Raw genomic sequence first — 25,396 nt, forward strand, 5'->3', positions numbered from 1 at the left:
GATCAGGAGCCTCCGTCGTCGGTGAGCAGGTGGGAGAGGTCGTCGTGCGCGCGCAGGGGTTCGTCGCCCTCCCAGCTGCGGGCGAGGGCGCCCACGGTGGAGAGTTCGCCGAGCAGGACCCCGCCGACCAGCCGGTCGCCGCGGACGACGACCTTGCGGTAGGTGCGCCGGGTGGCGTCCGAGAGCCGGAGCACGTCGTCCCCGGGCAGCGGGGTGGTCTCGCCGAAGGCGGCGAGGTCCAGCGGGCGCGGGCCGGAGGAGAGGGTGAGGCGGGTGAGGGCGCGGGTGCCGGTGTAGTCCGGCTTCCCGGAGCCGGCGGGGGCGCCGCCGGTGAGGAGGGCGGCGAGGGCGTCGGCCTGTTCCAGCGCGGGCCCGGCCAGCCCGTACACGCGGCCCGCGTGCTCCGCGCAGTCGCCGATGGCGTGGATCCGCGGATCGCTCGTGCGCAGCGCGTCGTCGACCACGACGCCCTTGCGCACGGCGAGCCCGGCGGCCTGGGCCAGGCCGGTGCGCGGGCGCACCCCGCAGGCCAGGACGACGAGGTCGGCGTCCAGGTGGAGGCCGACGGCGAGGTCGACGCCCGTGACCCGACGGCCGGCGCCCTCGGGCCGGGTGGTCAGGCCGCGCACCCGGCACTCGGTGTGGATCTCGACGCCGAGTTCGCCGAGGTGGGCGTGGAGCAGGGCCGAGGCGTCCTCGTCGAGCTGGCGCTCCATCAGCCGGGTGCCCTGCTGGGCGAGCACCACCCGCACGCCGCGTTCGGCCAGCGCGCGGGCGGCGGAGACCCCGAGCAGGCCGCCGCCGATGACCACGGCGTTCAGGCCGGGGCGGGCGGTGACGGCGCGGTCCAGGGCGAGGCAGTCGTCCATGGTGCGGAAGGCGTGCACCCCGTCCGGGAGGTCCCTGCCGTCGGGCTCGAAGAGTCCGCGCAGGGGCGGCAGCACCGGGTTGGATCCGGTGGCCAGGACCAGGACGTCGTAGCCGTGCGCGCCGCCGTCGTCGCAGTGGACCGTCCGGTCGGCGCGGTCGACGCGGACCGCCCGCACGCCCCGGCGCAACACCGGGCCGGGGGCGGGCAGGGCGGTCACTTCGGGGGCGTAGCGGCCCGCGAGGACCTCGGCCAGCAGCACCCGGTTGTAGGGGACGTGCGGTTCCTCGCCGAGGACGGTCACCGCCGCGTCCCCGCCGAGCCGGGCTGCGAGCCGCAGGCCCGCGAGGCCGCCGCCGATCACCACCACACGCTGTTGCGAGGTCATGACGTCAGCCTGCGCGCCCGCTGTTTCCCGGCCGCATCGCCGCTGTTTCCCTGACGGAACACGCATCTCAGCACGGGGAGGGAGCGGGCGTGAGGCGGCGGACGGCGCGGGTGCGCGGGGGCGGCGGACCGGATTTCCGCTGGTCCAAGCTCAAACCTTGCGCAAGTTTCCCGGGATCGATGGCTCTTGCACCCACCGGATCCATAGGGTCGGGCCGTGCCTGACATATCAACGACGATGATCATCGTGCTCTGCGCGGCCGCGGCCGCCGCGGGCTGGATCGACGCGGTGGTCGGTGGCGGCGGCCTGCTGCTCCTGCCCGCGCTGATGCTCGGCCTCCCGGCGAACGTACCGCTGACGCACGCCCTCGGGACCAACAAGGCGGTGGCCATCGTCGGCACCACGGGCGCGGCGGTGACGTACGCCCGCAAGGCCCCCGTCGACGTGGGCATCGCGGTCCGCATCGGCCTGGCCGCGATGGCCGGGGCCGCGGGCGGGGCCCTGCTCGCTGGAGCGTTCAGCAAGGACACGATGCGTCCGGTGATCATGGTGGTCCTGCTGCTGGTCGCCGCGTTCGTGATCTTCCGCCCCGGCTTCGGCGCGGCCCCCGCCACCGGCCCCGTCGGCCGTCGTCGCATCGTCGCCGCGATCGGGCTGGCCGGTCTCGGCATCGGCTTCTACGACGGCCTGATCGGACCCGGCACCGGCACCTTCCTCGTCCTCGCGCTGACCGCGCTGCTCCACCTCGACCTGGTCACCGCCTCGGCGACCGCGAAGATCGTGAACGTCGGCACCAACGCCGGGGCGCTCGCCGTCTTCGCCTCCAAGGGGGAGGTGCTCTGGCAGCTGGCCGGGCTGATGGCCGCCTTCAACCTGATCGGCGGGATGGCGGGCGCCCGCATGGCGCTGAAGAAGGGCAGCGGGTTCGTCCGGGTCGTGCTGCTGACGGTGGTGTCCGCGCTGGTCGTCAAGCTGGGTCTGGAGCAGTGGGGCTGAGCGTGGCGGGCGCCGCGCGCACGCCGGTGAGGTGGGCGAAGACCACCACGTTGCCCTGGTAGCCGGTGCGCGGCGAGAAGGCGCCGCCACAGGTGATCACCCGCAGTTCTGCGCGCGGCGCGGGCCCGTAGACCAGCCGGTCCGGGAAGCGGTCGGCGTCGTAGACCTCCACCGCGTGCACGGTGAAGACGGCGGTACGTCCGTCCGCGCGGGTCACCTCGATCAGTGCCCCGCGGCGCAGCGCGCCCAGCCGGTAGAAGACCGCCGGGCCGGTGGCCGTGTCGACGTGCCCGGCGATGACCGCGGTGCCGACGGCGCCGGGGGTGGTGCCGTCGCGGTACCAGCCGGCCAGGTCGCGCCGGGCGGCCGACGGGGCCGCCAGGCTGCCGTCGGCCTCCAGGCCGAGCCCGGTCAGTGGGGCGTCCACCCGGATGGCGGGGATCCGGATCCGCCGGGGCGGGGAGCCGGGGAGGGGGTCGGCGCCCCCGTGGTCGACGGGCTCGGCGGTCAGGGAGTCCGCGGCGGACGGCCGGGGCGGATGGACCGGTTCGGCGGAGCCGCTGGTGACCAGCCAGATGCCGACGCAGGCGGCGAGCGCGACGAGGCCGCCGCGACCGGCGCCGGTTCCGCCGCCGCGGGCCGCGCCGGGGGGCGCGAGGCGCCGGTGGTGCGGGTTCGGGTGCGGGGGGTGCGGGGGGTGCGGGGGGTGGTCGGGATGGGAGCCGGGGCCCGGGGCCGGGGTCGGGCCGGGTCCCGGGGTGGGGTGACGGTGGTGGCCGGAGGTGCGCATGCGTGCCCCCTTGCTGCCTGTGGTGCGGGTGGTTCCTCTGGTCCGGGATGGTTCCTCCGGGGTGGGGGAGGGTGGCCGTCGCCCGGCCCCGCGAACGGGGGGGACCTCGCGGGGCGGGCGACGGCGTGGCGGTACCGGCCGGACCGCGGCAGGGGCCGCGGTGGGCGTCCGTCAGCTCCGCGTGCCGCTCGCCCGGCGACGCAGGAGCCAGGTACCGCCGACGGCGGTCACGGCCAGTACTGCCGCTCCCGCCGCGATCTTGGTGGGGTCGGCGGTCGTCGTCGTACCGCCGCCCACCCCCGTCCGGACGTGGCCCTGCGGGCCGCGCTCGGTGACGACCAGGTCGCCCGTGGCGAACCTGCCGTCCGCGCAGGTCGCGCCGATCGCGTAGGTCCCGGGCGCGGTGGTGCGCGCGACGCGGAACTGTCCCACCACCACCTCCTCATGGGTGCCCGGCGCCAGCGTGAACCGGCCCCCGCCCACCGTCGTCGCGTCGCCCTCGGCGCGGCCACCGCGTCCGCAGGCGGGGGTGTTCACGGTGATGGTGGTGCCCGGGACGGCCGACTTGGGCCAGACCTCCAGCGGTGCGAAGTCCCCGGGCGCGAAGCTCCCCACGCCGAAGTCCGCGGCGGCCACCGCTCCCGCGACCGGACCGGCGAAGGCGACGGCGGTCAGCGCGGTGGCGGTGAGCACGTGGGCGGTGCGTCGGCGCATGGGGGCTCTCCTGGGAAGCGGGGTCGTGATCCGAGGTAAGCCCGGGTGTGCGCGGGCCGCCTCCTGATGGAATGTCAGATTCCGGTCGTGCTCGGGCGTGTCCCGCCATCAGGGCACGTCAGGGCGGGTCCGCGGCCATCCGGGTACCCCCGCCCCGTCCGGGTGATGCACGTGTGACCGCCCGGCCCCGATGCCCGGCCGGGCGCGTGAGACGGCAGGGTTACGGGGGAGGTGGCCGCCGGGTCGGGGGACGTGCGTACGGTGGTCCGGGCGCGTGGAAGTCCTGGGAACGCGCCCGTTCCGAACCGTTGAATGCGAGGGGGCCCGCCGATGACACCGCCCGACCGGACAGCACAGCCGCAGCCGCTCGGGTGCGGGGGAGCCGCGCCGCCGTCGCGCGAGGACGAGGAACTGCCCTTCTTCGTCTACGGCACGCTGCGCCCCGGCGAGATCAATCACGACGCCTTCCTGCGCGGACGCACCCGCTGCGAGGAGCCCGCCCTGCTCCCGGACGCGCTGCTCTACGACGGCCCGGGCTACCCGTACGCCGTCCCGTGCCCGGGGGCGCGGACGACCGGGGAGCTGGTGGCCGCGGCGCCGGGGCAGTACGCGAGGCTGCTGGCGGAGCTGGACCGGCTGGAGGAATACCACGGGCCCGCGAGCCCGCTGAACCTCTACGAACGGGTCCGCCGCACCACCCTGCGCCCCGACGGCACCACCACCCCGGCCTGGGTCTACCTGGCCGCCCCGGCACTGGCCGCGGCCCTGGCCCGGTCCGGCACGCCGATACCGGACGGCGACTGGCTGCGCCGGTAGGCGGTCAGGACCGGGTCACAGGCCCTCGGCGCCGCGGTTGCGCAGGCGCTGGCCGTACTGCTGGAGCACCCACAGCTCCTCCTGGACGGCCGCGAGCTGCTCGGCCGGGGCGTTCGGGCCCAGCCGGGCCAGGGTGCCCTGGATGTCGTGGATCCGGCGGTCGACCGCGCGCAGCCGGACCTGGACCAGCTGGACCCCGGCGTAGATCTCGTCCACCGTCTTGGCGTGGATGGCCTCGACGGCCAGCTCGGTGACCAGGGCGCGGACAGTGTCGTTGGGGGCCGCCGCGCGGACCCGGGCGAGGTAGTCGTCCGTGTCCTGGGAGGCGCCGCCCGCGTCCTGGATGGCCTGGCGGACCGTCGCGTACGGCGGGGCGGTGAACTCGTCGGGCCCGTAGGCGTCGAAGGCCGGGGAGACCAGGGCCGGGCGCTGCAGGGCCAGCTTGAGCAGTTCGCGCTCGGTGCGGTGGGCCGGGCTGCGCAGGTTCAGCGCGGGGCCGGGGGCGTGCGCGGCCGGCTGCGGGGCGCCCTGCTCGTGGGCGGGCCGGGTCCGGCCGCCCTGCTGCTGACCGCCCTGGCCCTGTCCCGGACCGGGGCGGCCGCCCCGGTCGCGGGCCCAGCGGGCCACCTGGGAGACGCGCTTGACCACGAACTGCTCGTCGCGGATGCCGAGCATCCCCGCGAGCTGGACCGCCGACTCGTGCTGGATGGCGATGTTCTTGATGGCGGCGACCACCGGGGCCGCCTCGTCGAGCGCGGCCGCGCGGCCCGCCGGGTTCTCCAGGTTGTGCCGGGCGACCATCTGCCGCAGCGCGAACTCGAACAGGGGGGTGCGGGAGGCCACCAGCGCGGCCACGGCCGCGTCGCCCTCGGCGAGCCGCAGGTCGCAGGGGTCCATGCCGCCGGGCGTGATCGCGATCGAGGTCTCGGCGGCGAACTTCTGGTCGTCCTCGAAGGCCCGTAGGGCGGCCTTCTGGCCCGCCGCGTCACCGTCGAAGGTGAAGATCACCTCGGCGGTGGCGTTGTCCATCAGCAGGCGGCGCAGGATCTTGATGTGGTCCCCGCCGAAGGCCGTGCCGCAGGTCGCGAGCGCGGTGGTGACTCCGGCCAGGTGGCAGGCCATGACATCGGTGTAGCCCTCGACGACGACCGCGCTGGAGGTCTTCGCGATCTCCTTCTTGGCGAGGTCGATGCCGTAGAGGACCTGGGACTTCTTGTAGATGGGGGTCTCGGGCGTGTTCAGGTACTTGGGCCCGTTGTCGTCGTCGCGCAGCTTGCGCGCACCGAAACCGACCACTTCGCCGGTGATGTCCCGGATGGGCCACATGAGGCGGCCGCGGAAGCGGTCGATGGGCTTCCCGCTGCGGCTGTCCTGGGACAGGCCGGAGAGGATCAGTTCCTTGTCGGTGAAGCCCTTGCCGCGCAGGAAGCGGGTGAGGTGGTCCCAGCCGGCCGGGCTGTAGCCCACGCCGAAGTGCGCGGCCGCCGCCTGGTCGAAGCCGCGCGAGGCCAGGAACTTCCGGCCGATCTCCGCCTCGGGGCCGTCCAGCTGGTCGACGTAGAACTGGGCCGCGGCCTTGTTCGCCTCGACCAGCCGGATGCGCTCGCCGCGGCCGCTCTGACCGGGGGTGTAGCCGCCCTCTTCGTACCGCAGGGTGATGCCGGCGGTGCCCGCCAGCCGCTCGACCGCCTCCGAGAAGGAGAGGTGGTCGATCTTCATGATGAAGTCGAGGGTGTCCCCGCCCGCCTGGCAGCCGAAGCAGTGGTAGAGCCCCTTGCTCGGGCTGACCTGGAAGGAGGGGGACTTCTCGTCGTGGAAGGGGCACAGGCCCTTGAGGTTGCCGCCGCCCGCGTTGCGGAGCTGGAGGTACTCGGACACGACGGCGTCGATCGGGACCGCGTCCCGGACCGCCTTCACATCGTCGTCGTTGATCCTGCCTGCCACGCGTGAAGTCTACGGCCGGGCTCGGACAATCCCGCCCGCCGCCCTCCCCTTCCCGCGGGCCCCCTCCGGCCGGGGCCCGCGGGTCACCCGGCGGCCTCCCCGGAGGGGACCAGCGAGGCCAGCGGAACGCTCGGGTCCGCCAGGGCGTCGCGGTCCACCGCCACCCCGGCGCGGATCAGGGCCTGGATGGGCTCCGTGACGTCCCACACGTTCACGTTCATGCCGGCCAGTACCCGGCCCCCGGCCAGCCAGAAGGCGATGAACTCCCGCTTGGCCAGGTCCCCGCGGATCACCACCTGGTCGTAGGCGCCGGGCGGGGCGTACCCCGAGTACTCCAGGCCCACGTCGTACTGGTCGGAGAAGAAGTAGGGGACCCGGTCGTACGAGACCTCCTGGCCCAGCATGGCCCGCGCCGCCGCCGGCCCGCCGTTGAGCGCGTTCGCCCAGTGCTCCACCCGCAGCCGGGTGCCCAGCAGCGGATGGTGGGCGGCGGCCACGTCGCCCGCGGCGAAGATGTCCGGGTCGGAGGTGCGCAGCGAGGCGTCCACCGCGATGCCGCCCCCGTGCTCCCGGTCGATCAGGGCGAGCCCGGAGGTCTCGGCGAGCGCGGTGCGCGGCGCGGCGCCGATCGCGGCGAGCACCGCGTGCGCCGGGTGCTCCTCGCCGTCGTCGGTGTGCGCGGCCAGCACCATGCCGTCCCGGCCGCTGATCTCGGTCAGGCGGCCGCCGAAGTGGAAGCGGACGCCGTGCGCGCTGTGCAGGTCGGCGAAGACCCGCCCCAGCTCCGGGCCGAGCACCGCGTGCAGCGGGGTGGCCTCCGGTTCCACGATGGTGACCTCGGCGCCGTAGCCGCGGGCGGCGGCCGCGACCTCCAGGCCGATCCAGCCCGCCCCGGCGATCAGCAGGTGGCCGTTCTCCCGGCCCAGCGTGGCCAGCACCCCGCGCAGCCGCTCCGCGTGGGCGAGGCGGCGCAGGTGGTAGACCCCGGCGAGGTCGGTGCCCGGGATGTCGAGGCGGCGCGGCTCGGAGCCGGTGGCCAGCAGCAGCCGGTCGTAGTGCACCACGGTGCCGTCGCCGAGGGTCACCTTCTTCGCCTCGCGGTCCAGCTGGACCGCGGGCTGCCCGAGGTGGAGTTCGACGTCCGCACGCGCGTACCAGGCCGGCTCGTGCACGAAGACGCTCTCGCGCTCCTCCTTGCCCGCGAGGTACCCCTTGGACAGGGGTGGCCGTTCATAGGGATGGTCGCGCTCGTCGCCGATCAGGATGACCCGGCCGGTGAACCCTTCCGACCTCAGCGTTTCGGCCGCTTTCGCTCCGGCCAGCCCTCCGCCGACGATGACAAACGTCCGGTGTGCGTCGACCACCTGATGCCTCCTCATAACCTCTCCGCCACATGCGACCACATGCGAGCGTCCCGCACTGAGCCTGCCGCGTGAAGGGGGAGTGGCCCGATCGGCTCACCTCCCGGCGCGTCGCGGGGGCAGCGCGAGCCGCGCATGGAGGGAGCGGGCGGCGGCGTCCGTGAGGCAGGCGATCTGGTCGATGACCGCGCGTTTGCGGGCCTTGTCGTCCGGCGCGGCGTCGAAGATCGCCCGGAACTGGGGGTCCAGCCCTTCCGGGGCGCGGGCGCTCAGCGCCTCGGCGAGTTCGGCCAGGACGATGCGCTGGTCGGCCCGCAGGCGCTCCTGTTCGTCGCGCTGCATCACGTACAGGTCCGCGACCGCCTTGAGGACGGCGCACTCGTTGCGGGCCTCGCGGGGGACCACCAGCTCGGCGGCGTACCGGGTGAGGCGGCCGGTGCCGTACGCCGCGCGGGTGGCGCCTTCCGCGGCCAGGCAGAAGCGGCCGATCAGCTGGCTCGTGGCGTCCTTGAGGCGGGCCTGGGCGACCGCGGAGCCGTCGTAGCCGTGCGGCCACCACTCCTGTTCCATCAAACGGTCGAGGGCCGCGCGCAGTTCCCCGGGGTCGGTGTCCGCCGGGACGTAGCGCCCGATGGCGACCCGCCAGATCTCGTCCCGCTCCGGCTCGGCGAAGAGCATGTTGGGGTCGAGGTGGCCCGCGTGCAGTCCGTCCTCGAAGTCGTGGACGGAGTACGCCACGTCGTCCGCCCAGTCCATCACCTGGGCCTCGAAGCACTTGCGGTCGGCGGGCGCCCCGCGCCGCAGCCACTCGAAGACCGGCAGGTCGTCCTCGTAGGCGCCGAACTTCACCGAGCCGGGGTCGGTGGGGTGGTCGCCGCGCGCCCACGGGTACTTGGTGGCGGCGTCGAGGCAGGCCCGGGTGAGGTTGAGGCCCACGCTCACCAGCTCGCCGGTGTCCGGATGCGGGGCGAACCGCTTGGGCTCCAGGCGCGTCAGCAGGCGCAGCGACTGGGCGTTGCCCTCGAAGCCGCCGCAGTCCTTGGCGAACTCGTTGAGCGCTTCCTCGCCGTTGTGCCCGAAGGGCGGGTGGCCCATGTCGTGCGAGAGGCAGGCGGCCTCGACGAGGTCGGGGTCGCAGCCCAGAGCCCAGCCCAGCTCCCGGCCGACCTGGGCGCATTCGAGGGAGTGCGTGAGCCGGGTGCGGGGGCTGGCGTCCCAGTCGTAGGAACGGGAGCCGGGGGTGACCACCTGGGTCTTCCCGGCGAGGCGGCGCAGGGCGGCGGAGTGCAGCACCCGGGCGCGGTCGCGCTGGAAGGCGGTGCGGCCCGGACGTTTGTCGGGCTCGGTCGCCCAGCGCTCGGTCGCGTCCGGATCGTACGACGCGGGTGACGGGACGGGTGCGGTGCTGTCCATGCCTTCCATGCTCAGACGTTAACCGGAGCGACCGACAATCGGAGCAATCCGAACCCGCTCCGGACGAACTCCGATGACGGGCGCAGCGGCCGGCACCGCTCGTTCGCCGGAGCGGCGCCGCCCTACGCGGGGGCGAGTTCCCGCTGGTCCGGGTGGCCGGACCGGTGTCCGGGGGCGGGGTGCGCGCGGTCCGCGGACCGCGCGGCCAGGGCGGCGTCGTAGCGCTGGAGGACGAGCCGGGCGAGCGCCGGGTGGGCGCCGAGCGGATCGGCGGCGGCGCCGGGGGCGGCCGCCGCGCACTGGGCGGCGAACCGGCCCGGTGCGGTGAAGTACGAGGCCACGGCGGCCCGGTGGTGGCCCCGGGCGGCGAGGGCGCGCAGGGCCTCGGGCACGCTCGGCGCCGCGGCCGAGGCATAGGCGGCGACGACGGGCACCCCGCCGAGCCGTTCGGAGAGCAGGGCGGCGGTGCGGCGGGTGTCGGCGGCCGAGTCCGGGTCGCGGGATCCGGCGGAGGCGAGGACGGCGCCGGTGCCCGGGGTCCAGCCCGCTTCGAGGAGCCGCTCGCGCAGGACCTCGACGAGCAGGGGGTGCGGGCCGAGCGGGGCCGCGACGCGCACGCGCAGGTGGGGAGCGCGCGCGGCGGCCGCGGGCAGGTCGTGCTTGACGTGGTGGCCGCGGCCGAGGAGCAGCGGTACGAGCACGGCCGCGCCCGGATCCAGCGCGGCGAGCGCGGTGTCCAGCAGGGGTTCGTTCAGCTCGATGTGGCCGAGCCGGACCCGCAGCCGGGGCCGCAGCTCGCGGACGCGGTCGAGCAGGGCCGAGACGGTGGCCAGGGCGCGGGGGTCGCGGCTGCCGTGGGCCACGGCGACGAGGGTGGGCTGCATGCGGGGGCTCCGTGGGGCCGGTGCGGGAGGGCCAGGGGGAGGGGAGGTCGGGGAGAGGAAGCCGGGAGGGCGGGGCCGGTCCGCGGCCCGGGAGGAATCGTTTCGGGTGGGCGCGGGTTCCGCCGTGCTCCGATGGTGGCGGGCGCAGGTTGCCGTGTCGTTGCGCGGGCGTGACGGACGTTTTCCGGCTGCTCACCCGCTCATTCGTACGAGTGAAAGGCGGGGCGGAAGGAACTGCGGGACCGCTCCGGTTCGTCAATCCGTGCGAACGGTGTGGATGGCGCGGGTACAGGGGTGCAAGGGGGGATGGGTCATGGGGTTCAGGGCGAGGCTCGGTTCGAGGCTCACGTCGAGGGTGCGGTCCCTGCGGGGGCCGGGGTGGGGGACGGTGCGGGGGCGGCGCCGGGCGGTCCGGGTGGTGATGCTCGGGTGCGTGCTCGCGCTGCTGCCCTCGGCGTGGACGCACGCGGCGGCCGGGGACCGGCTGCGCACGACGGCGGACACGCCCGCGGCGGAGGTGGCGGTGGTCTTCGGGGCGGGGCTGTGGGACGGGCAGCCGACCCCGTATCTGGCGAACCGGCTGGACGCGGCCGCCGCGCTGTACCGCGCGGGCCGGGTCAAGGTGGTGCTGGTGACGGGCGACAACAGCCGCGTGGCGTACGACGAACCGGACGCGATGCGCGCCTACCTCACGCGCCACGGGGTGCCGGACGGGCGCATAGTGAGCGATTTCGCCGGCTTCGACACGTGGGACTCCTGCGTGCGGACCCGGGAGATCTTCGGGGTGCACCGGGCGGTGCTGATCAGCCAGGGCTTCCACATACGCCGGGCGGTGGCGCTGTGCGAGGCGGCGGGTGTCGAGTCGTACGGAGTGGGCGTCGACCAGGCGCACGACGCGACCTGGTACTACGGCGGCGTCCGCGAGGTGTTCGCCTCGGGCAAGGCCGCGCTGGACGCGGTGTTCAAGCCGCAGCCGCGCTTCCTGGGACCCAAGGAGGAAGGAGTGGCGCGCGCCCTGGCCGCCCTGCCTAACTGACGCGCTCGGCACGGCACGCCTGGCACGGGGCACGCTCGGCACAGGGCACGCTCGGCACAGGGCACGCTTGGCACGGGTCCACCTCACCGGGTGGTGAACCGGGCGCTGAGGTCGTCGTACCGGGCGCGTAACGAGGAGCGGCGGCCCGCGTAACAGCCCCGGCGCAGGGTGGCCGTATGCACCCTCGGGACGTCGCCCCAACCACCACTGCCACCTCGGCCGGCACCGGCAGCACCGCCGGCACCGGCTCCGGTTCCGGCACCGCGGCCGACGGCACGGCCGCCGCCGGGGCCACCGCCCCCGCCGTCGCCACGCACTGCCCGTACTGCGCCCTGCAGTGCGGCATGAACCTCCGCCCCGGGCCGGGGCCGGAGGGCGGGGGCATGACGGTGGCGGTGGAGGAGCGTACGGACTTCCCCGTGAACCGGGGCGCGCTGTGCGGCAAGGGCCGCACCGCACCCGCCGTGCTCTCCTCCCGGGTGCGCCTGACCCAGCCGCTCATCCGCACCCACGCCGGGCAGCTGGAGCCGGCCACCTGGGAGGAGGCCCTCGACGCGGTAGCCGAGGGTCTGGCCCGCACGGGCCGCGACCACGGGCCGGACGCGGTCGGGGTGTTCGGGGGCGGCGGGCTCACCAACGAGAAGGCGTACGCGCTCGGCAAGTTCGCCCGGGTCGCCCTGCGGACCTCGCAGATCGACTACAACGGCCGCTTCTGCATGTCCTCGGCCGCAGCCGCCCACCAGCGCGCCTTCGGCCTCGACCGGGGGCTGCCCTTCCCCCTGGAGGACATCCCGCGCACCGGATGCGTGATCCTCGTCGGCTCCAACCTCGCCGAGACCATGCCGCCCGCGCTGCGCTACCTCACCGAGCTGAAGGAGAACGGCGGCACGCTGATCGTCATCGACCCGCGCCGCACCCGCACCGCCGACCAGGCCGACCTGCACCTCGCCCCCCGCCCCGGCACCGACCTCGCGCTCGCCCTCGGCCTGCTGCACCTCGTGGTCGCGGAAGGGCGCACCGACGAGGAGTTCATCGACTCCCGCACCACCGGCTGGCCCGAAGCCCGGGCCGCCGCCATGGCGCACTGGCCGGAACTGGTGGAAAGCCTCACCGGCGTGCCGGTGCCCCGGCTGCGCGAGGCGGTGCGTATGTTCTGCGCCCCGGACTCCGCCATGGTGCTCACCGCCCGCGGGCCCGAGCAGCAGTCCAAGGGCACGGACACCGTCGGCGCGTGGATCAACCTGTGCCTGGCGACGGGGCGCGCGGGGCGCCCGTACTCCGGTTACGGCTGCCTCACCGGCCAGGGCAACGGCCAGGGCGGTCGCGAGCACGGCCAGAAGGCCGACCAGCTCCCCGGCTACCGCAAGCTCACCGACCCGGCCGCCCGGGCGCACGTCGCCGGGGTGTGGGGGGTCGACCCTGACAGCCTGCCCGGCCCGGGGCGCAGTGCGTACGAACTCCTCGACGCGCTGGGCACCGACGTCCGGGCCCTGCTCCTCATGGGCTCGAACCCGGTGGTCTCCGCCCCGCGCGCCGCCCACATCGAGGAACGGATCCGCTCGCTGGACTTCCTGGCCGTCGCCGACGTGGTCCTGTCGGAGACGGCTGCCTTGGCGGACGTGGTCCTGCCGGTCACCCAGTGGGCGGAGGAGAGCGGTACCACCACCAACCTGGAGGGCCGTGTCCTGCTGCGCCGCCAGGCCCTCACCCCGCCGCCGGGGGTGCGCAGCGACCTGCACGTCCTGCACGGGTTGGCGGGCCGGCTCGGCCTGGAGAAGGGGTTCCCCACCGACCCCGAAGAGGTCTTCGAGGAACTCCGCCGCGCCTCGGCCGGCGGCCCGGCCGACTACTCGGGCATCTCCTACGCCCGCATCGAAGCGGAACAGGGCGTCTTCTGGCCCTGCCCGGCGCCCCTGCCCGAGGCGGGGGTGGCGCTCACACCGGAGTCGGCACCCGCACCGGAGTCGGCACCCGCGCCGGGGAAGGCCGCCGCGCCGGTGCCGGCCCCCGCCCCCGGGACCCCCGGGACCGCCCCCGGGCCGACGCCCGCCCCCGGGCCGACGGCCGCGCCCGGCACGGCCCCCGCTCCCGGGCTTCCCGGGACCGCCCCCGCCCCGCACCCCGGGACGCCGCGGCTGTTCCTCGACCGGTTCGCCACCGAGGACGGGCGGGCCCGGTTCGTCGCCGTCTCGCACCGCCCGGCCGCCGAGGTGCCCGACGCGGAGTACCCGGTCCTGCTCACCACCGGGCGGGTGGTGGCCCAGTACCAGTCGGGGGCGCAGACCCGGCGGGTGGACGAGCTGAACGCCGCCGCCCCCGGTCCCTTCGTAGAACTGCACCCCCGGCTCGCGGCCCGCGTCGGCGCGCGCGAGGGCCGTCCCCTGGCCGTGGTCTCCCGCCGCGGCCGGGTGGTCGTCCCGGCCCGCATCACGGACACCATCCGCGCGGACACGGTCTTCATGCCCTTCCACTGGCCCGGCGAAGGCCGCGCCAACACCCTCACCCAGGCGGCCCTGGACCCCGTCTCCCGCATGCCGGAGTTCAAGGTGTGCGCGGTCCGCCTGGAACCCCTCACCCCGCCGACGGGACCGCAGGAGGCCTGAGGCGCCGCGGCGGCGGACGCCGCCCCGGACTCGGGGGGCGGCCTTCTCGGACATGCGTCCGGTCCGCATCGGCGTTCCCGCCGGGGGGTAACCATCCGGTCACGCACCGGACTCAGAAAGTGCTCGCACGCCCCTCGTGGCAGCGATGTGTCGTACTCCACACTGAGTGGCGGTGCCTGAGTCCTCGGAGCCCTGGAGGTCGCCCCCGTGCAGACCCAGACCCTGTCCGTGACCGATCCCGTCGTGGCGCCGGAAGCCGCAGGCGCCGCGGAAGAGCCCGAGCCCGAGGTCGTGGCCGTGGACGAAGAGCCCGAGGCGCCGGAGGCGGTCGAAACCCTGCTGGTGCCGGCGCAGCGCAGGCGCGGCGACAGCAGCGCCGCGGGCGGGCCCTCCGCCGACCTGTTCCGGCAGTACCTGCGCGAGATCGGCAGGATCCAGCTGCTCACGGCGGCGGAAGAGGTGGAACTGGCGCGGGCCGTCGAGGCGGGCCTGTTCGCCGAGGAGAAGCTCGGCACCGCGACCGGCCTCGACACCCGCCTCGCCCTGGACCTCGACCGGCTGGTGGTCCTGGGCCGGATGGCCAAGCGCCGCCTGATCGAGGCGAACCTGCGGCTCGTCGTCTCCGTCGCGAAGCGGTACGTCGGCCGCGGACTCACGATGCTCGACCTCGTGCAGGAGGGGAACCTCGGGCTCATCCGGGCCGTTGAGAAGTTCGACTACGCCCGCGGGTACAAGTTCTCCACCTACGCCACCTGGTGGATCCGGCAGGCCATGTCCCGCGCGCTGGCCGACCAGGCCCGCACCATCCGCGTGCCCGTCCACGTGGTGGAGCTGATCAACCGGGTCGTCCGCGTGCAGCGCCGCATGCTCCAGGAGCGCGGGTACGAGCCCACGGCCGAAGAGGTCGCCGCCCACCTGGAGCTGACGCCCGAACGGGTCCTGGAGGTGCTGCGCCTCGCCCAGGAGCCGGTCTCGCTGCACGCCCCCGTGGGCGAGGAGGACGACGTCGCCCTCGGTGACCTGATCGAGGACGGGGACGCCGCCTCGCCCGTGGAGTCCGCCGCGTTCTTCCTGCTGCGCGAACACCTGGAGGCCGTGCTCTCCACCCTCGGCGAACGCGAGCGCAGGGTCGTCCAGCTCCGGTACGGGCTCGCCGACGGCCGCCCCCGGACCCTGGAGGAGATCGGGCGGATCTTCGGCGTGACCCGCGAGCGGATCCGCCAGATCGAGTCCAAGACCCTCAGCAAGCTGCGCGACCACGCCTTCGCCGACCAGCTCCGCGGCTACCTGGACTGAGACCCGCCCGACGACGCCGAAGGGGGCGCCCCGAAGGACGCCCCCCACCCACGATCCGCAGTGCCGACCGGACCGACCGGACCGACCGGACCCACGGTCCCGGTCAGTCGACCTCGGCCACCGCCTGCGCGAACTGCGCCGCGTACAGCCGCGCGTAGGCGCCGTCGGCCGCCAGCAGCCCCTCGTGCGTGCCCTGTTCCACGATCGAGCCGTTCTCCATCACCAGGATGACGTCCGCGTCGCGGATCGTGGACAGCCGGTGCGCGATCACGAAGGACGTACGGCCGGCCGCCAGCCGGGCCATCGCCTTCTGGATCAGCACCTCCGTACGGGTGTCGACCGAGCTCGTCGCCTCGTCCAGCACCAGGATCACCGGATCCGACAGGAACGCCCGGGCGATCGTGATCAGCTGCTTCTCGCCCGCGCTGACGCCCGCGCCCTCGTCGTCCAGCACGGTGTCGTACCCGTCCGGCAGCGTGCGGATGAAGCGGTCCGCGTGCGCGGCCCGCGCGGCCTCCTCGATCTCGGCGCGCGTCACCTCGCGGGACGCGTCGCCGCCGTAGGCGATGTTCTCCGCGATGGTGCCGCCGAACAGCCAGGTGTCCTGGAGCACCATGCCGATGCCGGAGCGCAGCTGCTCGCGGCTCATCTTGGCGATGTCCACCCCGTCGAGGGCGATCCGGCCACCCGTGACCTCGTAGAACCGCATCAGCAGATTGACCAGCGTGGTCTTGCCCGCGCCCGTCGGGCCGACGATCGCGACCGTCTGGCCGGGTTCGACGGACAGCGACAGGTTCTCGATCAGCGGCTTGTCCGGCTCGTAGCGGAAGGACACCTTCTCCAGCGAGACGGCGCCGCGGACCCGCTCCGCGAACTCCTGGACCGGCGCGTCCGCTTCCTGCTCCTCGGCGTCGAGCAGCTCGTAGACCCGCTCGGCCGAGGCCACGCCCGACTGCACCAGGTTCGCCATCGACGCGAGCTGAGTCAGCGGCATCGAGAACTGGCGCGAGTACTGGATGAAGGCCTGGACGTCGCCGATCGACAGGGTGCCCGAGGCGACCCGGAGCCCGCCGACGACCGCGACCAGCACGTAGTTGATGTTCGAGACGAAGAACATCACCGGCTGCATGATCCCGCTGACGAACTGCGCCTTGAACGAGGCCCGGTACAGCGCCTCGTTCTGCTCGGCGAAGGTCGCCGCGGACTCCTCCTGGCGCCCGAAGACCTTGACCAGCGTGTGCCCCGAGTACATCTCCTCGATGTGCGCGTTGAGCGTGCCGGTGACCTTCCACTGCGCCACGAACTGCGGCTGCGACTTCTTGCCGATCCGCGCCGCGATGAAGATCGCCATCGGTACCGTCACCAGCGCGACCAGAGCCAGCAGCGGGGAAATCCAGAACATCATCGCCAGCACGCCGATGATCGTCAGCAGCGAGTTGAGCAGCTGCCCCATCGTCTGCTGGAGCGTCTGCCCGATGTTGTCGATGTCGTTGGTCGCCCGGCTGAGCACCTCGCCGCGCTTCTGCTGGTCGAAGTACGACAGCGGCAGCCGCGAGAGCTTGTCCTGCAGCTCCTCGCGCAGCCGGTACAGGGTCCCGTTCATCACGCGGTTCGCCAGCCGGGTCGCCACCAGCATCAGCAGTCCGGCCGCGGTGAAGGTGGCCAGCGCCCAGAGCGCGACCACGCCGACACCGCCGAAGTCGATGCCGTGACCGGGCGTGAAGTCGGTCCCGGACAGCATGTCGGCCATGCCGTCCTCACCCTTGGCGCGCAGCCCGGCCAGGGCCTGCTCCTTGGTGATCCCGCGCGGCATGCTGCGGCCCACGATCCCGGCGAACACCAGGTCGGTGGCCTGGCCGAGGATCTTCGGACCGACCACCGAGCAGGCGACGCTGCCGACGACCGCGACGATCATGCCCCAGAGCGGGGCCCGGTCCGTCGTCAGCTGCGCCAGCAGCCGCTTGCCGGAATTCTTGAAGTCCAGGGACCGCGTCGTCGGCGGTCCCATCATCATGCGTCCTCCGGGCCCGCTCATGCGGCCTCCGCCTCCGTCAGCTGGGAGAGCACGATCTCCCGGTAGGTCTCATTGCCGGCCATCAGTTCGTGGTGGCGCCCCTCGCCCACCACCTGGCCCTCGTCCAGCACGATGATCCGGTCCGCGTCGCGGATCGTGGACACCCGCTGGGCGACGATGACCACGGTCGCGTCCTCGGTCTCGCGGGCGAGCGCCGCGCGCAGCGCCGCGTCCGTCGCGTAGTCCAGGGCGGAGAAGGAATCGTCGAAGAGGTAGATCTCGGGACGCTGCACCAGCGTGCGGGCGATCGCGAGGCGCTGGCGCTGGCCGCCGGAGACGTTCGTTCCGCCCTGGGCGATGGGGGCCTCCAGACCGCCTTCCAGCTCGGACACGAAGCCCTTGGCCTGGGCCACTTCCAGCGCCTGCCACAGTTCTTCGTCGGTCGCGTCGGGCCGCCCGTAGCGCAGGTTGGAGGCGACGGTTCCGGAGAACAGGTACGGCTTCTGCGGCACCAGGCCGACCGTCTTGGCCAGCAGCGCCGGATCCAGGCGCCGCACGTCCTCGCCGTCGACGAGCACCTCACCGCCCGTCGCGTCGAACAACCGCGGTACGAGCCCCAGCAGCGTGGACTTGCCGCTGCCCGTGGAGCCGATCACCGCGGTCGTCTCGCCGGGCCGGGCCACCAGGTCGACCCCGCGCAGGACGGACGCCTCGGCGCCCGGGTAGCGGAAGTCGGCCCCGCGCAGCTCCAGCTGCCCGTGCCGGGCCAGCTCGCGCACCGGGTCGGTGGGCGGCGTCACGCTGGTCTCGGTGTCCAGGACCTCCTGGACGCGCTCCGCGCACACCTCGGCGCGCGGCACCATCATGAACATGAAGGTGGCCATCATCACGGACATGACGATCTGCATCAGGTAGGCGAGGAAGGCGGTCAGCTGACCGATCTCCATCTGGCCGCTGTCGATGCGCATCGCCCCGAACCAGATGACGGCGACGCTGGAGATGTTCACGACGAGGATGACCGTCGGGAACATCAGGGCCAGCAGCTTGCCGGAGGCCAGCGAGACCGCGGTCAGGTCCGTGTTGGCCTGCCGGAAGCGGTCCTTCTCGTACTCGTCGCGGACGAAGGCGCGGATCACCCGGTTGCCGGTGATCTGCTCGCGCAGCACCCGGTTCACCGTGTCCAGCCGCGTCTGCATCAGGCGGAACAGGGGACGCGTGCGCCACACGATCGCGCCGACCGCGACGCCGAGCACCGGCACCACCGCCGCCAGCACGCCGGACAGCTTCACGTCGAGGGACAGCGCCATCGCGATGCCGCCGACGCACATGATCGGCGCCGACACCATCAGGGTGAAGGACATCAGGACCAGCATCTGGATCTGCTGGACGTCGTTCGTCGTGCGGGTGATCAGCGAGGGCGCGCCGAAGTGGCCCAGCTCCCGCGCGGAGAAGCTCTGGACCCGGTCGAACACCGCGCCGCGGATGTCACGGCCGACGGCGGCCGCCGTCCGGGCGCCGAAGTAGACGGCGCCGACGTTGCACACCAGCTGGACGAGCGACACGCCCAGCATCAGCGCGCCGAAGGACAGGATGTAGCCGGTGTCGCCGTTGACGACACCGTTGTCGATGATGTCGGCGTTGAGCGTGGGCAGGTACAGGCTCGCGCTGGTCTGCAGCAGTTGCAGCAGCACCAGCAGGGCAATGGGTTTGCGGTACGGACCCAGATGGGTCCGCAGAAGTCGTATGAGCACGCGCAGGCTCCGGTCGGCAAGATCGAGGGGGGCACCCCATCTTCGGCCAACCGGGGGCGTGATCCCCACTCTTTTTCGCAAAGCCGGTTCAAAAGGAGTAGCCCGCACCCCGCCGGGGCCTAGGGCCCGGCCGGTGCGGGCCGTGCCGCGCCTCAGCCCTGGAACGCCCCCGGGTGGATCTGCTCGCGCGTGGCCACGTACTGCTGGCGCACCGCCTGCCACACCGCGAGGTCCTCGCCCGCCTCGAAGACCTGCGCCGCGGGGGCCGGCCACACCGGCGGGGTGTGCGGGGCGAGCGTGCCCTGCGCCACGCCGAGCGCCCACGCCGCCTGGCGCGCCGCGCCCAGCGCCGCGTAGTCCGCGGGCTGCGGTACGACGATCTGCGTACCGAACAGTCCCGGCGCGGCCGCCTGCACCGCGGGCAGCCCGGCCGCCGCGCCCAGCAGGAAGACCCGGCGGATCTCCACGCCGCGCGTGCGCAGTACGTCCAGCGCGTCCACCAGCCCGCACAGCATGCCCTCGAAGGCCGCCCGCGCCAGGTGCTCCGGCTTCATCGAGTCGCGCCGCAGCCCCGACAGCGTGCCGGCCGCGTGCGGCAGGTTCGGGGTCCGCTCGCCCTCCAGGTAGGGGAGGAGGACCAGCCCGTGCGCCCCCGGCGTCGACTTCAGGGCCAGGTCGGAGAGGCCCTCCAGGTCCGTGCCCAGCATGTCGGCGGTGCCGCGCAGGGCCCGTACCGCGTTGGAGGTGTTCACCACCGGCAGGTGCATCCCGGCGGCGTCGGCCAGCGAGGTGATCAGCCCGTTCGGCTCGGACAGCGCCTCGTGGTGCACGGCCATCACGGAACCGGACGCGCCCAGCGAAACCACCGCGTCGCCGGGACCGAGCCCGAGGCCCAGGGCCGCGGCCATGGTCTCGCCGGTACCGGCGGAGATCAGCAGCCCCTCCGGGGTGGTGCCCGCGGCGTCGGCCGGGCCGAGCACCTCGGGCAGCACCGCGCGGTGGCCGAGCGCCAGCTCGACGAGGTCGGGGCGGTAGGAACCGGTGGCCGCCGACCACCAGCCGGTGCCGGAGGCACCGCCGCGGTCGGTGGTGCGCCGGACCGGGCGGCCCAGCAACTGCCACACCAGCCAGTCGTGCGGGGACATCAGGACCGCCACGCGCCGCGCCGCTTCGGGCTCGGTGCGCGCGAGCCAGGCCAGCTTGGCGATCGGCTGCGCCGACTGGGGGACGGACCCGACGGCTTCCGCCCAGGCCTGGCGCCCGCCCCGGCCATCGGCGGCGAGCGCCTCGATCAGCTCGGCGGCGGCGACCTGGCCGCGCTTGTCGTTGCCGACCAGCGCCGGGCGCACGAGCGCCCCCTGGGCGTCCAGCGCGAGCACCCCGTGCTGCTGCGCGGAGACGCCGATGGCCTGCACGCCTTCGAGCAGCCCGCCGCCGGCGGCCTCCCCGAGGGAGAGCAGCCAGGTCTGCGGGTCGGTCTCGTGGGGATGCGCACCGTCGGGTTCGGCGGCGCCGTGCTGTGGATGGGGTGCGTACCCCTGGCGCAGCACGGCGCCCGTGTCGGTGTCGCAGACGACGATGCGAGTGAAGGTGGAAGAGCTGTCCAGCCCGGCGACTATCCCCATGGAGTGAATTCTGCCGCACCGGCGGGCCGCCCCGTCCGCCGCGGTACCTGCCGCCGGGTCAGGTCTCGGCGGTCAGGTGCCGGTCACGTGGTGAGGGTCAGGTGTTGGTGGTGCCCCACTCGTCTTCGGCGGAGCCCCGCCCGCGCAGTGACCGCACCCGGTCGGCCAGCGAGCCCGGGACCGCGTCCCCGACCTTGTCGCTGACGACGGCGAACGCCTTGCCCGCGAACTGCCGTCCGCTCTGCCCGGCCGTCTCCGCCGCGTTGCGCACGGCGGGGTTCCGCGAGATCTCCCGCGCGGACTTCCTGAGCTGTTCGTAGCGCTCGCGCCCCGCGCGGGTGCCGAGCACGTACCCGAGGGCCAGTCCCACCACGAACGTGACCTTGTACCGCATACCTGCCGCCCTTCGAAGTGTCGGTGCCCGGCCCGCCCGGCCCACTGCCGATACCGATTGGCGGAGCACCCCCCTGCTTGCGCTAATCTATGTCTCGCAACGAACGAGCGCCCCTCGGCACCACCGGTGGTCGGCTGTTTGGCGCACGCAGCAATCCCCTGTAGCTCAATTGGCAGAGCAGCCGACTGTTAATCGGCAGGTTACTGGTTCGAGTCCAGTCGGGGGAGCGCGATCCCCTGTAGCTCAATTGGCAGAGCAGCCGACTGTTAATCGGCAGGTTACTGGTTCGAGTCCAGTCGGGGGAGCGGTGAAGAAGAGGACCCGGTGGGTCCTCTTCTTTTTTGTCCCGCTCGGGAACCGGGCAGCCCTCGGCGCGGTCTCTGCGGGCAGGCGAAGCCGATCATGCGAGGCATCCGAGGCAGGAGATCGTATGAGCGGCTATGCTGCGGCAGACGGCGCGTACACATGTGCGCGACGCGCCGCGAGGGGCGGTAGCTCAGCCGGTTAGAGCAGCGGACTCATAATCCGTCGGCCGTGGGTTCGAGTCCCACCCGCCCCACTGCGAGCCGCAGGTGAAGAAACGATCTCACCTGCGGCTTTGGCGTGTTCGGGCAACGTCAGGCCGGGGCGCCCGGAGCGGCCATGGTCCAGGCGGAGTTGTGCGCGGTGAAGCCGACGTGCGGGTAGTAGTCCACGGCCGCCGGGGCCGCGAGCAGGATCAGGTCGGCCTCGGGCGCGGCCCGGCGGGTGGCCTCGATGAGGTCCCGGCCCACGCCCCGGCCCTGGTACGCCGCGTCGACGGCGAGGTCGCTCAGGTAGGTGGCGTACACGCCGTCCGTGATCGAGCGGGATATGCCGATGAGACGGCCGTCCTCGGCGCGCGCGACGATGACGAGGTTGGCGCCCGCGAGCATCCGGGTGAAGCGCCGGGTGTCCTCCACGGGCCGGCGTTCGGCCAGGGTCGAGGCCCGGTAGAGGGCGGCCGCCTCCTCGGTGTTGAGGGCGGCGCCGATGACCTGTTCACACGTCCACATGCTGGTGCGGCTCCTTGCCGGTGTCTGCCCCCGGGGACCCCTGCGGGCGCCCCGGTGATCCTGTGTGCTGCGCACCAGTGTTGCCGCAGTGCCGGCTACGGCGTGCCGGGGGGTGTGTCCGTCGCACCGGCCTCGCCGCGCCAGGTGCCCGGCGCCGCCGCCGAGATGGAGGCGAGGGTCGAGCCCGGGTCCCGTTCGACCTCCAGGTCCCCGAGGGCGACGATGCCGACGAGTTCGCCCTCGCCGGTCTGCACGGGGAGGCGCCGCAGCGCGTGCCGGCGCATGAGGTCGAGGGCGTGGTCCACGCCCTCGTCGGGCCCGACGACGACCGGGTCGGTGCTGCACATCGCCCGCACGGTCGTGTCCTTGGGATCCCGGCCCTCCGCCAGCGCGCGGACGACGATGTCGCGGTCCGTGAGGATCCCGCGCAGCCGCCCGTCCCCGACGACCAGTACGTCCCCGATGCCCGCGTCCCGCATCACGCGCGCCGCCTCCGCCAGGGAGGTCAGCTGCTCCACGGTCACCGGGTTCCGGGTCATCACCTCGTGCACTCGCCGGGTCATCGGTCCTCCCGCTGGCTGAAAGCCGCACCTGCGGGTGGCGCCTACCCGCCCTCGGGCCGGGTAAGCCGGCCGTGGCGAGGGCCCCTGACCAGGGCCCCGCCCAGGGCCGGGACCAGCCCCGGGCCCCGCTGGTCGCGCCGGGCCCCGGGCCAGGGGTCAGAGGTCCTCCGTCTCGTCGGCCAGCTGCCGCAGTACGTCGTCCAGGCTGCCCCGGCGGGCGTACGCCGCGCGCTGGCGCTGGGCGCCCGAGCCGTCGCGCAGGAGTCCGGCCAGGGCCTTGGCCGCGTGGTCGAGGTCGCCCGCCGCCGCCAGTTCCGGGGCGATCAGGTCCAGCATCGCCTCCGCCAGGTCCGCCGCCGGCACCTCGGCCCCGGTATAGGGGTCCAGCCCGAAGCCCTCCAGCCCGTCGTGGGCCGCCCGCCAGCGCGCGAGGCGCAGTACGTCCTCCCGTACGACCGGGTCGGGACGGTGTTCGGCCAGCTCGCGCAGGGCGGTGGCGACCAGGGCGCGGGCCAGCTCGGCCTGGAGCACGGCGCCGTCGACGTCCGGGGACATGTCGAGGGCCCGGATCTCCAGGGTCGGCCAGTGCGCGGACGGCCGGAGATCCCAGTAGACCATCTTGGTGTCGAGGGCGGCCCCCGAGCCGAGCAGGGCCTGGACCGAGCGGCAGTAGTGCGCGGTGGAACCGAAGTGCGGGGGCAGCCCGGCCGAGGGCCAGGTCGACCAGGCCATCGCCCGCCAGCTGGCGTGCCCGGTGTCCCGGCCGTCCCAGAAGGGCGAGTTGGCGGACAGGGCGATCAGGGTGGGCAGCCAGGGCCGGACCCGGTTGGCGACCGCCACCGCCGTGTCGACGTCCAGGGTGCCGACGTGGACGTGGCGGCCGCAGCTGACCAGGGTCTGCGTGAGCGAGCCGAAGCGGCGTGCCATCTCGCGCTGGCGCGGCTCGTCGTCGCTCAGGTGGAGCGGCCCCGGCACGGCCACCACGGGGGAGGGGCCGGCCAGCAGCCGGCAGCCGTGCGCGCGCGCCGCCTTCGCGAGGCTGCGCCGCAGCGTGGTGAGGTCCTCGCGGAGCGCGGCGGCCGAGTCCTCGACCGGGGTGGAGATCTCCACCTGGTAGCGGGTTCCCTCGGCGTGGATCAGGTTCGGATCACCGGCGGCCGTGGCGAGGACCTGAGGCGCGGCCGGGACGAGCCGGAACGTGCGGGCGTCGACGAGGAGGAACTCCTCCTCCACACCGAGCGTGAGGGGGACGGTGGGGGCGGGGGTGCCCGAGGTCGGGCTCGGCCTCGGCCTCGGACTCGTGCTCTCGTTCGTGCTCGTGCTCGTGCTCTTGCCAGGTTCGATCACTGCGCCTCCCTGGACATTCGAGTCGTTTCATCATGAGCTGAACGAGAGGGGTGAGCGCACGTCGATTCGGTCAATTGTCCATGGATGGTGGCGAGTTAGCGGCCGGAGCGGGCTCGGCGCGGGGGCCCGGAGCCGGGGGGTGACGGTGGGGCGGGAGGGTCGGCGCGTGCCCACCGGGCCGGTGCGCGGCCGGGAATTCGATCGAGCACGGGCGCGGCGGACGGTTAGCATCCGATGTGACTCGTACGACCCCACGGACCCAGTCCGAAGACGCGGCCCCCGACGGCACGGCCGACGGCCCCACCGGCGGCCCGAGACGGCGGATATTCGCCGACCTCACTCCCTTGCGGACCTCCGCCCCCTACCGGCGGCTGTGGGCGGGCAGCACCATCTCCTGGATGGGCCAGGCGATGACCGCCTTGGCCATCTCGCTCCAGGTCTACGACATCACCCGCTCCAGCTTCTACGTCGGGCTCGTCGGGCTCTTCTCCCTCGTGCCTCTCGTCGTCTTCGGCCTCTACGGCGGCGCCATCGCGGACACCCTCGACCGGCGCAAGCTGGGCCTCTACAGCTCCTCGGCCGCCGCCGTCCTGTCGGCCGCGCTGGCCACCGCCGCGCTGCTCGATTTCCACCGGGTCTGGTTCCTCTTCCTGGTGGTCGCCCTGCAGGCGGTCTGCGGGGCGCTCACCTCGCCCGCCCGCTCCGCCATGATCCCCAAGCTGCTGCCCCCGGAGCAGCTGCCCGCCGCCAACGCGCTCACCTCGCTGACCACCACCTTCGGCTTCACGGCGGGCCCGATGCTCGGCGGCCTGATCGTCGGCTGGTGGGGCTACCAGGCGGCGTACCTCATCGACGCCGTCGCCTTCTCCGCCGCGCTCTACGCGATGTGGCGGCTGCCCCCCATGCGCCCCGAGCGGACGGACGACGGCGGCGGGCGGGCCTCCGTGCTGGACGGACTGCGCTTCCTCGGCACCCGGCCCAACGTCCGGATGACCTTCTTCTCCGACCTGGCCGCGATGGTGCTCGCCCAGCCCAAGGCGCTCTTCCCGGCCATCGCCCTGCTCTGGTACGGCGGCGACGCCAAGACCGTCGGACTGCTCGTCGCCGCGCCCGCCGTCGGCTCGCTGCTCGGCGGGCTCTTCTCCGGCTGGCAGGGCCGGATCCGGCGGCACGGGCTGGCCATCCTGCTCTCCGTGGCCGCGTGGGGCCTGGCCATCGCCGTCTTCGGGCTGACCCGCAACCTCTGGCTGGGCCTGCTCTTCCTCGGCCTCGCAGGCTGGGCCGACACCATCTCGATGGTGTTCCGGACGACGATGCTCCAGGCCGCCACCCCCGACGATATGCGCGGCCGCCTCCAGGGCGTCTTCATCGTGGTCGTCGCGGGCGGCCCCCGGCTCGGCGACTTCCTCACCGGCTCCGTCGCCCAGCTCACCTCGCCGGGGGTCGCGATCACGGGCGGGGGGCTCGCGTGCGTGCTCGTGCTCGTGCTGCTGGGCCTGCGCTGGCGCGGCTTCGCCCGTTACGACGCCAGGTCGCCGCAGGCCTGACGGGGCAAGCCA

Annotated in this window: 19 protein-coding genes, 3 tRNA genes and 1 pseudogene; 9 read left to right on the forward strand and 14 right to left on the reverse strand. The window is 73.9% G+C overall.

Translation table 11 applies throughout. The features are described from left to right. Positions 1 to 2 precede the first annotated feature (2 nt). Positions 3 to 1,256, reverse strand: coding sequence for an FAD-dependent oxidoreductase (locus tag ABZY31_RS15855; RefSeq protein WP_356410081.1), 1,254 nt, complete (start codon positions 1,254 to 1,256; stop codon positions 3 to 5). Between the two features lie 216 nt (positions 1,257 to 1,472). Between ABZY31_RS15855 and ABZY31_RS15860 the strand changes: the two genes are divergently transcribed. Beyond that, a complete protein-coding gene (locus ABZY31_RS15860; protein ID WP_356410084.1) occupies positions 1,473 to 2,252 on the forward strand; it encodes a sulfite exporter TauE/SafE family protein in 780 nt (259 codons plus the stop codon). On the opposite strand, the gene ABZY31_RS15865 is transcribed toward ABZY31_RS15860, so the two are convergent. Together ABZY31_RS15865 and ABZY31_RS15870 are read right to left on the reverse strand one after the other, a co-directional pair. Further along, complete coding sequence (locus ABZY31_RS15865; RefSeq protein ID WP_356410272.1) at positions 2,224 to 2,829, reverse strand: class F sortase; 606 nt, start codon at positions 2,827 to 2,829, stop codon at positions 2,224 to 2,226. The genes ABZY31_RS15860 and ABZY31_RS15865 overlap by 29 nt on opposite strands. A gap of 384 nt (positions 2,830 to 3,213) precedes the next feature. Next, positions 3,214 to 3,756, reverse strand: a complete 543-nt coding sequence (locus ABZY31_RS15870; RefSeq protein ID WP_356410087.1) for a hypothetical protein — start codon at positions 3,754 to 3,756, stop codon at positions 3,214 to 3,216. A 330-nt stretch (positions 3,757 to 4,086) separates the two neighbouring features. Here ABZY31_RS15870 and ABZY31_RS15875 point away from each other — a divergent pair, with 330 nt between their 5' ends. Then, entirely contained in the window at positions 4,087 to 4,572 is a 486-nt protein-coding gene (locus ABZY31_RS15875) for a gamma-glutamylcyclotransferase family protein (RefSeq protein WP_356410089.1), read from the forward strand. Positions 4,573 to 4,587: 15 nt separating this feature from the next. Here the strand turns inward: ABZY31_RS15875 and dnaG are convergent, their stop codons facing one another. From dnaG to ABZY31_RS15895, 4 genes are all read right to left on the reverse strand, one after another. Further along, a complete protein-coding gene (gene dnaG / locus ABZY31_RS15880) occupies positions 4,588 to 6,516 on the reverse strand; it encodes a DNA primase (RefSeq protein ID WP_356410092.1) in 1,929 nt (642 codons plus the stop codon). Between the two features lie 83 nt (positions 6,517 to 6,599). Further along, a complete protein-coding gene (locus ABZY31_RS15885) occupies positions 6,600 to 7,880 on the reverse strand; it encodes an FAD-dependent oxidoreductase (RefSeq protein ID WP_356410095.1) in 1,281 nt (426 codons plus the stop codon). A gap of 93 nt (positions 7,881 to 7,973) precedes the next feature. After that, on the reverse strand, positions 7,974 to 9,290 hold the full coding sequence (locus ABZY31_RS15890) for a deoxyguanosinetriphosphate triphosphohydrolase (RefSeq protein WP_356410098.1): 1,317 nt from the start codon (positions 9,288 to 9,290) through the stop codon (positions 7,974 to 7,976). A 122-nt stretch (positions 9,291 to 9,412) separates the two neighbouring features. Further along, positions 9,413 to 10,174 carry a sirohydrochlorin chelatase gene (locus tag ABZY31_RS15895; protein WP_356410101.1) on the reverse strand — a complete coding sequence of 254 codons (762 nt, stop codon included), beginning with the start codon at positions 10,172 to 10,174 and terminating at the stop codon, positions 9,413 to 9,415. A 421-nt stretch (positions 10,175 to 10,595) separates the two neighbouring features. Here ABZY31_RS15895 and ABZY31_RS15900 point away from each other — a divergent pair, with 421 nt between their 5' ends. The 3 genes and pseudogenes from ABZY31_RS15900 to ABZY31_RS15910 form a co-directional block, all read left to right on the forward strand. Next, positions 10,596 to 11,210 (forward strand): ElyC/SanA/YdcF family protein, encoded by a 615-nt coding sequence (locus ABZY31_RS15900; RefSeq protein ID WP_356410275.1) that lies wholly within the window; start codon positions 10,596 to 10,598, stop codon positions 11,208 to 11,210. Positions 11,211 to 11,386: 176 nt separating this feature from the next. Then, entirely contained in the window at positions 11,387 to 13,813 is a 2,427-nt protein-coding gene (locus ABZY31_RS15905; RefSeq protein WP_356410104.1) for a molybdopterin oxidoreductase family protein, read from the forward strand. A 192-nt stretch (positions 13,814 to 14,005) separates the two neighbouring features. Continuing rightward, positions 14,006 to 15,109, forward strand: a pseudogene (locus ABZY31_RS15910) (RNA polymerase sigma factor); the annotation flags it as partial. Between the two features lie 103 nt (positions 15,110 to 15,212). On the opposite strand, the gene ABZY31_RS15915 reads toward ABZY31_RS15910, so the two are convergent. The 4 genes from ABZY31_RS15915 to ABZY31_RS15930 form a co-directional block, all read right to left on the reverse strand. Further along, on the reverse strand, positions 15,213 to 17,144 hold the full coding sequence (locus tag ABZY31_RS15915) for an ABC transporter ATP-binding protein (RefSeq protein ID WP_356410107.1): 1,932 nt from the start codon (positions 17,142 to 17,144) through the stop codon (positions 15,213 to 15,215). Then, on the reverse strand, positions 17,141 to 18,874 hold the full coding sequence (locus tag ABZY31_RS15920; RefSeq protein ID WP_356410109.1) for an ABC transporter ATP-binding protein: 1,734 nt from the start codon (positions 18,872 to 18,874) through the stop codon (positions 17,141 to 17,143). Before ABZY31_RS15920 ends, ABZY31_RS15915 begins: the two co-directional genes overlap by 4 nt. Before the next feature lie 152 nt (positions 18,875 to 19,026). Then, a complete protein-coding gene (locus ABZY31_RS15925) occupies positions 19,027 to 20,499 on the reverse strand; it encodes an FGGY family carbohydrate kinase (protein ID WP_356410112.1) in 1,473 nt (490 codons plus the stop codon). A 97-nt stretch (positions 20,500 to 20,596) separates the two neighbouring features. Then, the gene (locus ABZY31_RS15930; protein WP_356410115.1) at positions 20,597 to 20,893 is read right to left on the reverse strand and encodes a YtxH domain-containing protein; all 297 of its coding nucleotides are present in this window, start codon (positions 20,891 to 20,893) and stop codon (positions 20,597 to 20,599) included. Positions 20,894 to 21,047: 154 nt separating this feature from the next. Between ABZY31_RS15930 and ABZY31_RS15935 the strand changes: the two genes are divergently transcribed. From ABZY31_RS15935 to ABZY31_RS15945, 3 genes are all read left to right on the forward strand, one after another. Further along, positions 21,048 to 21,120, forward strand: a tRNA-Asn gene (locus tag ABZY31_RS15935). Positions 21,121 to 21,125: 5 nt separating this feature from the next. After that, positions 21,126 to 21,198 (forward strand) — tRNA-Asn (locus ABZY31_RS15940). A 180-nt stretch (positions 21,199 to 21,378) separates the two neighbouring features. Next, positions 21,379 to 21,452 (forward strand) — tRNA-Ile (locus ABZY31_RS15945). Positions 21,453 to 21,510: 58 nt separating this feature from the next. Here the strand turns inward: ABZY31_RS15945 and ABZY31_RS15950 are convergent. From ABZY31_RS15950 to ABZY31_RS15960, 3 genes are all read right to left on the reverse strand, one after another. Continuing rightward, complete coding sequence (locus ABZY31_RS15950) at positions 21,511 to 21,927, reverse strand: GNAT family N-acetyltransferase (RefSeq protein WP_356410118.1); 417 nt, start codon at positions 21,925 to 21,927, stop codon at positions 21,511 to 21,513. A 95-nt stretch (positions 21,928 to 22,022) separates the two neighbouring features. Then, positions 22,023 to 22,490: a CBS domain-containing protein gene (locus ABZY31_RS15955; protein ID WP_356410121.1), complete on the reverse strand. Its 468-nt coding sequence runs from the start codon at positions 22,488 to 22,490 to the stop codon at positions 22,023 to 22,025. A 156-nt stretch (positions 22,491 to 22,646) separates the two neighbouring features. Continuing rightward, positions 22,647 to 23,837 carry a glutamate--cysteine ligase gene (locus tag ABZY31_RS15960; RefSeq protein WP_356410124.1) on the reverse strand — a complete coding sequence of 397 codons (1,191 nt, stop codon included), beginning with the start codon at positions 23,835 to 23,837 and terminating at the stop codon, positions 22,647 to 22,649. A 323-nt stretch (positions 23,838 to 24,160) separates the two neighbouring features. Here ABZY31_RS15960 and ABZY31_RS15965 point away from each other — a divergent pair, with 323 nt between their 5' ends. Further along, a complete protein-coding gene (locus ABZY31_RS15965; RefSeq protein WP_356410277.1) occupies positions 24,161 to 25,384 on the forward strand; it encodes an MFS transporter in 1,224 nt (407 codons plus the stop codon). Positions 25,385 to 25,396: the final 12 nt, after the last annotated feature.

Origin of the sequence: Streptomyces sp. NPDC006529, assembly GCF_040611795.1 — a bacterium.
GTDB lineage: Bacteria > Actinomycetota > Actinomycetes > Streptomycetales > Streptomycetaceae > Streptomyces.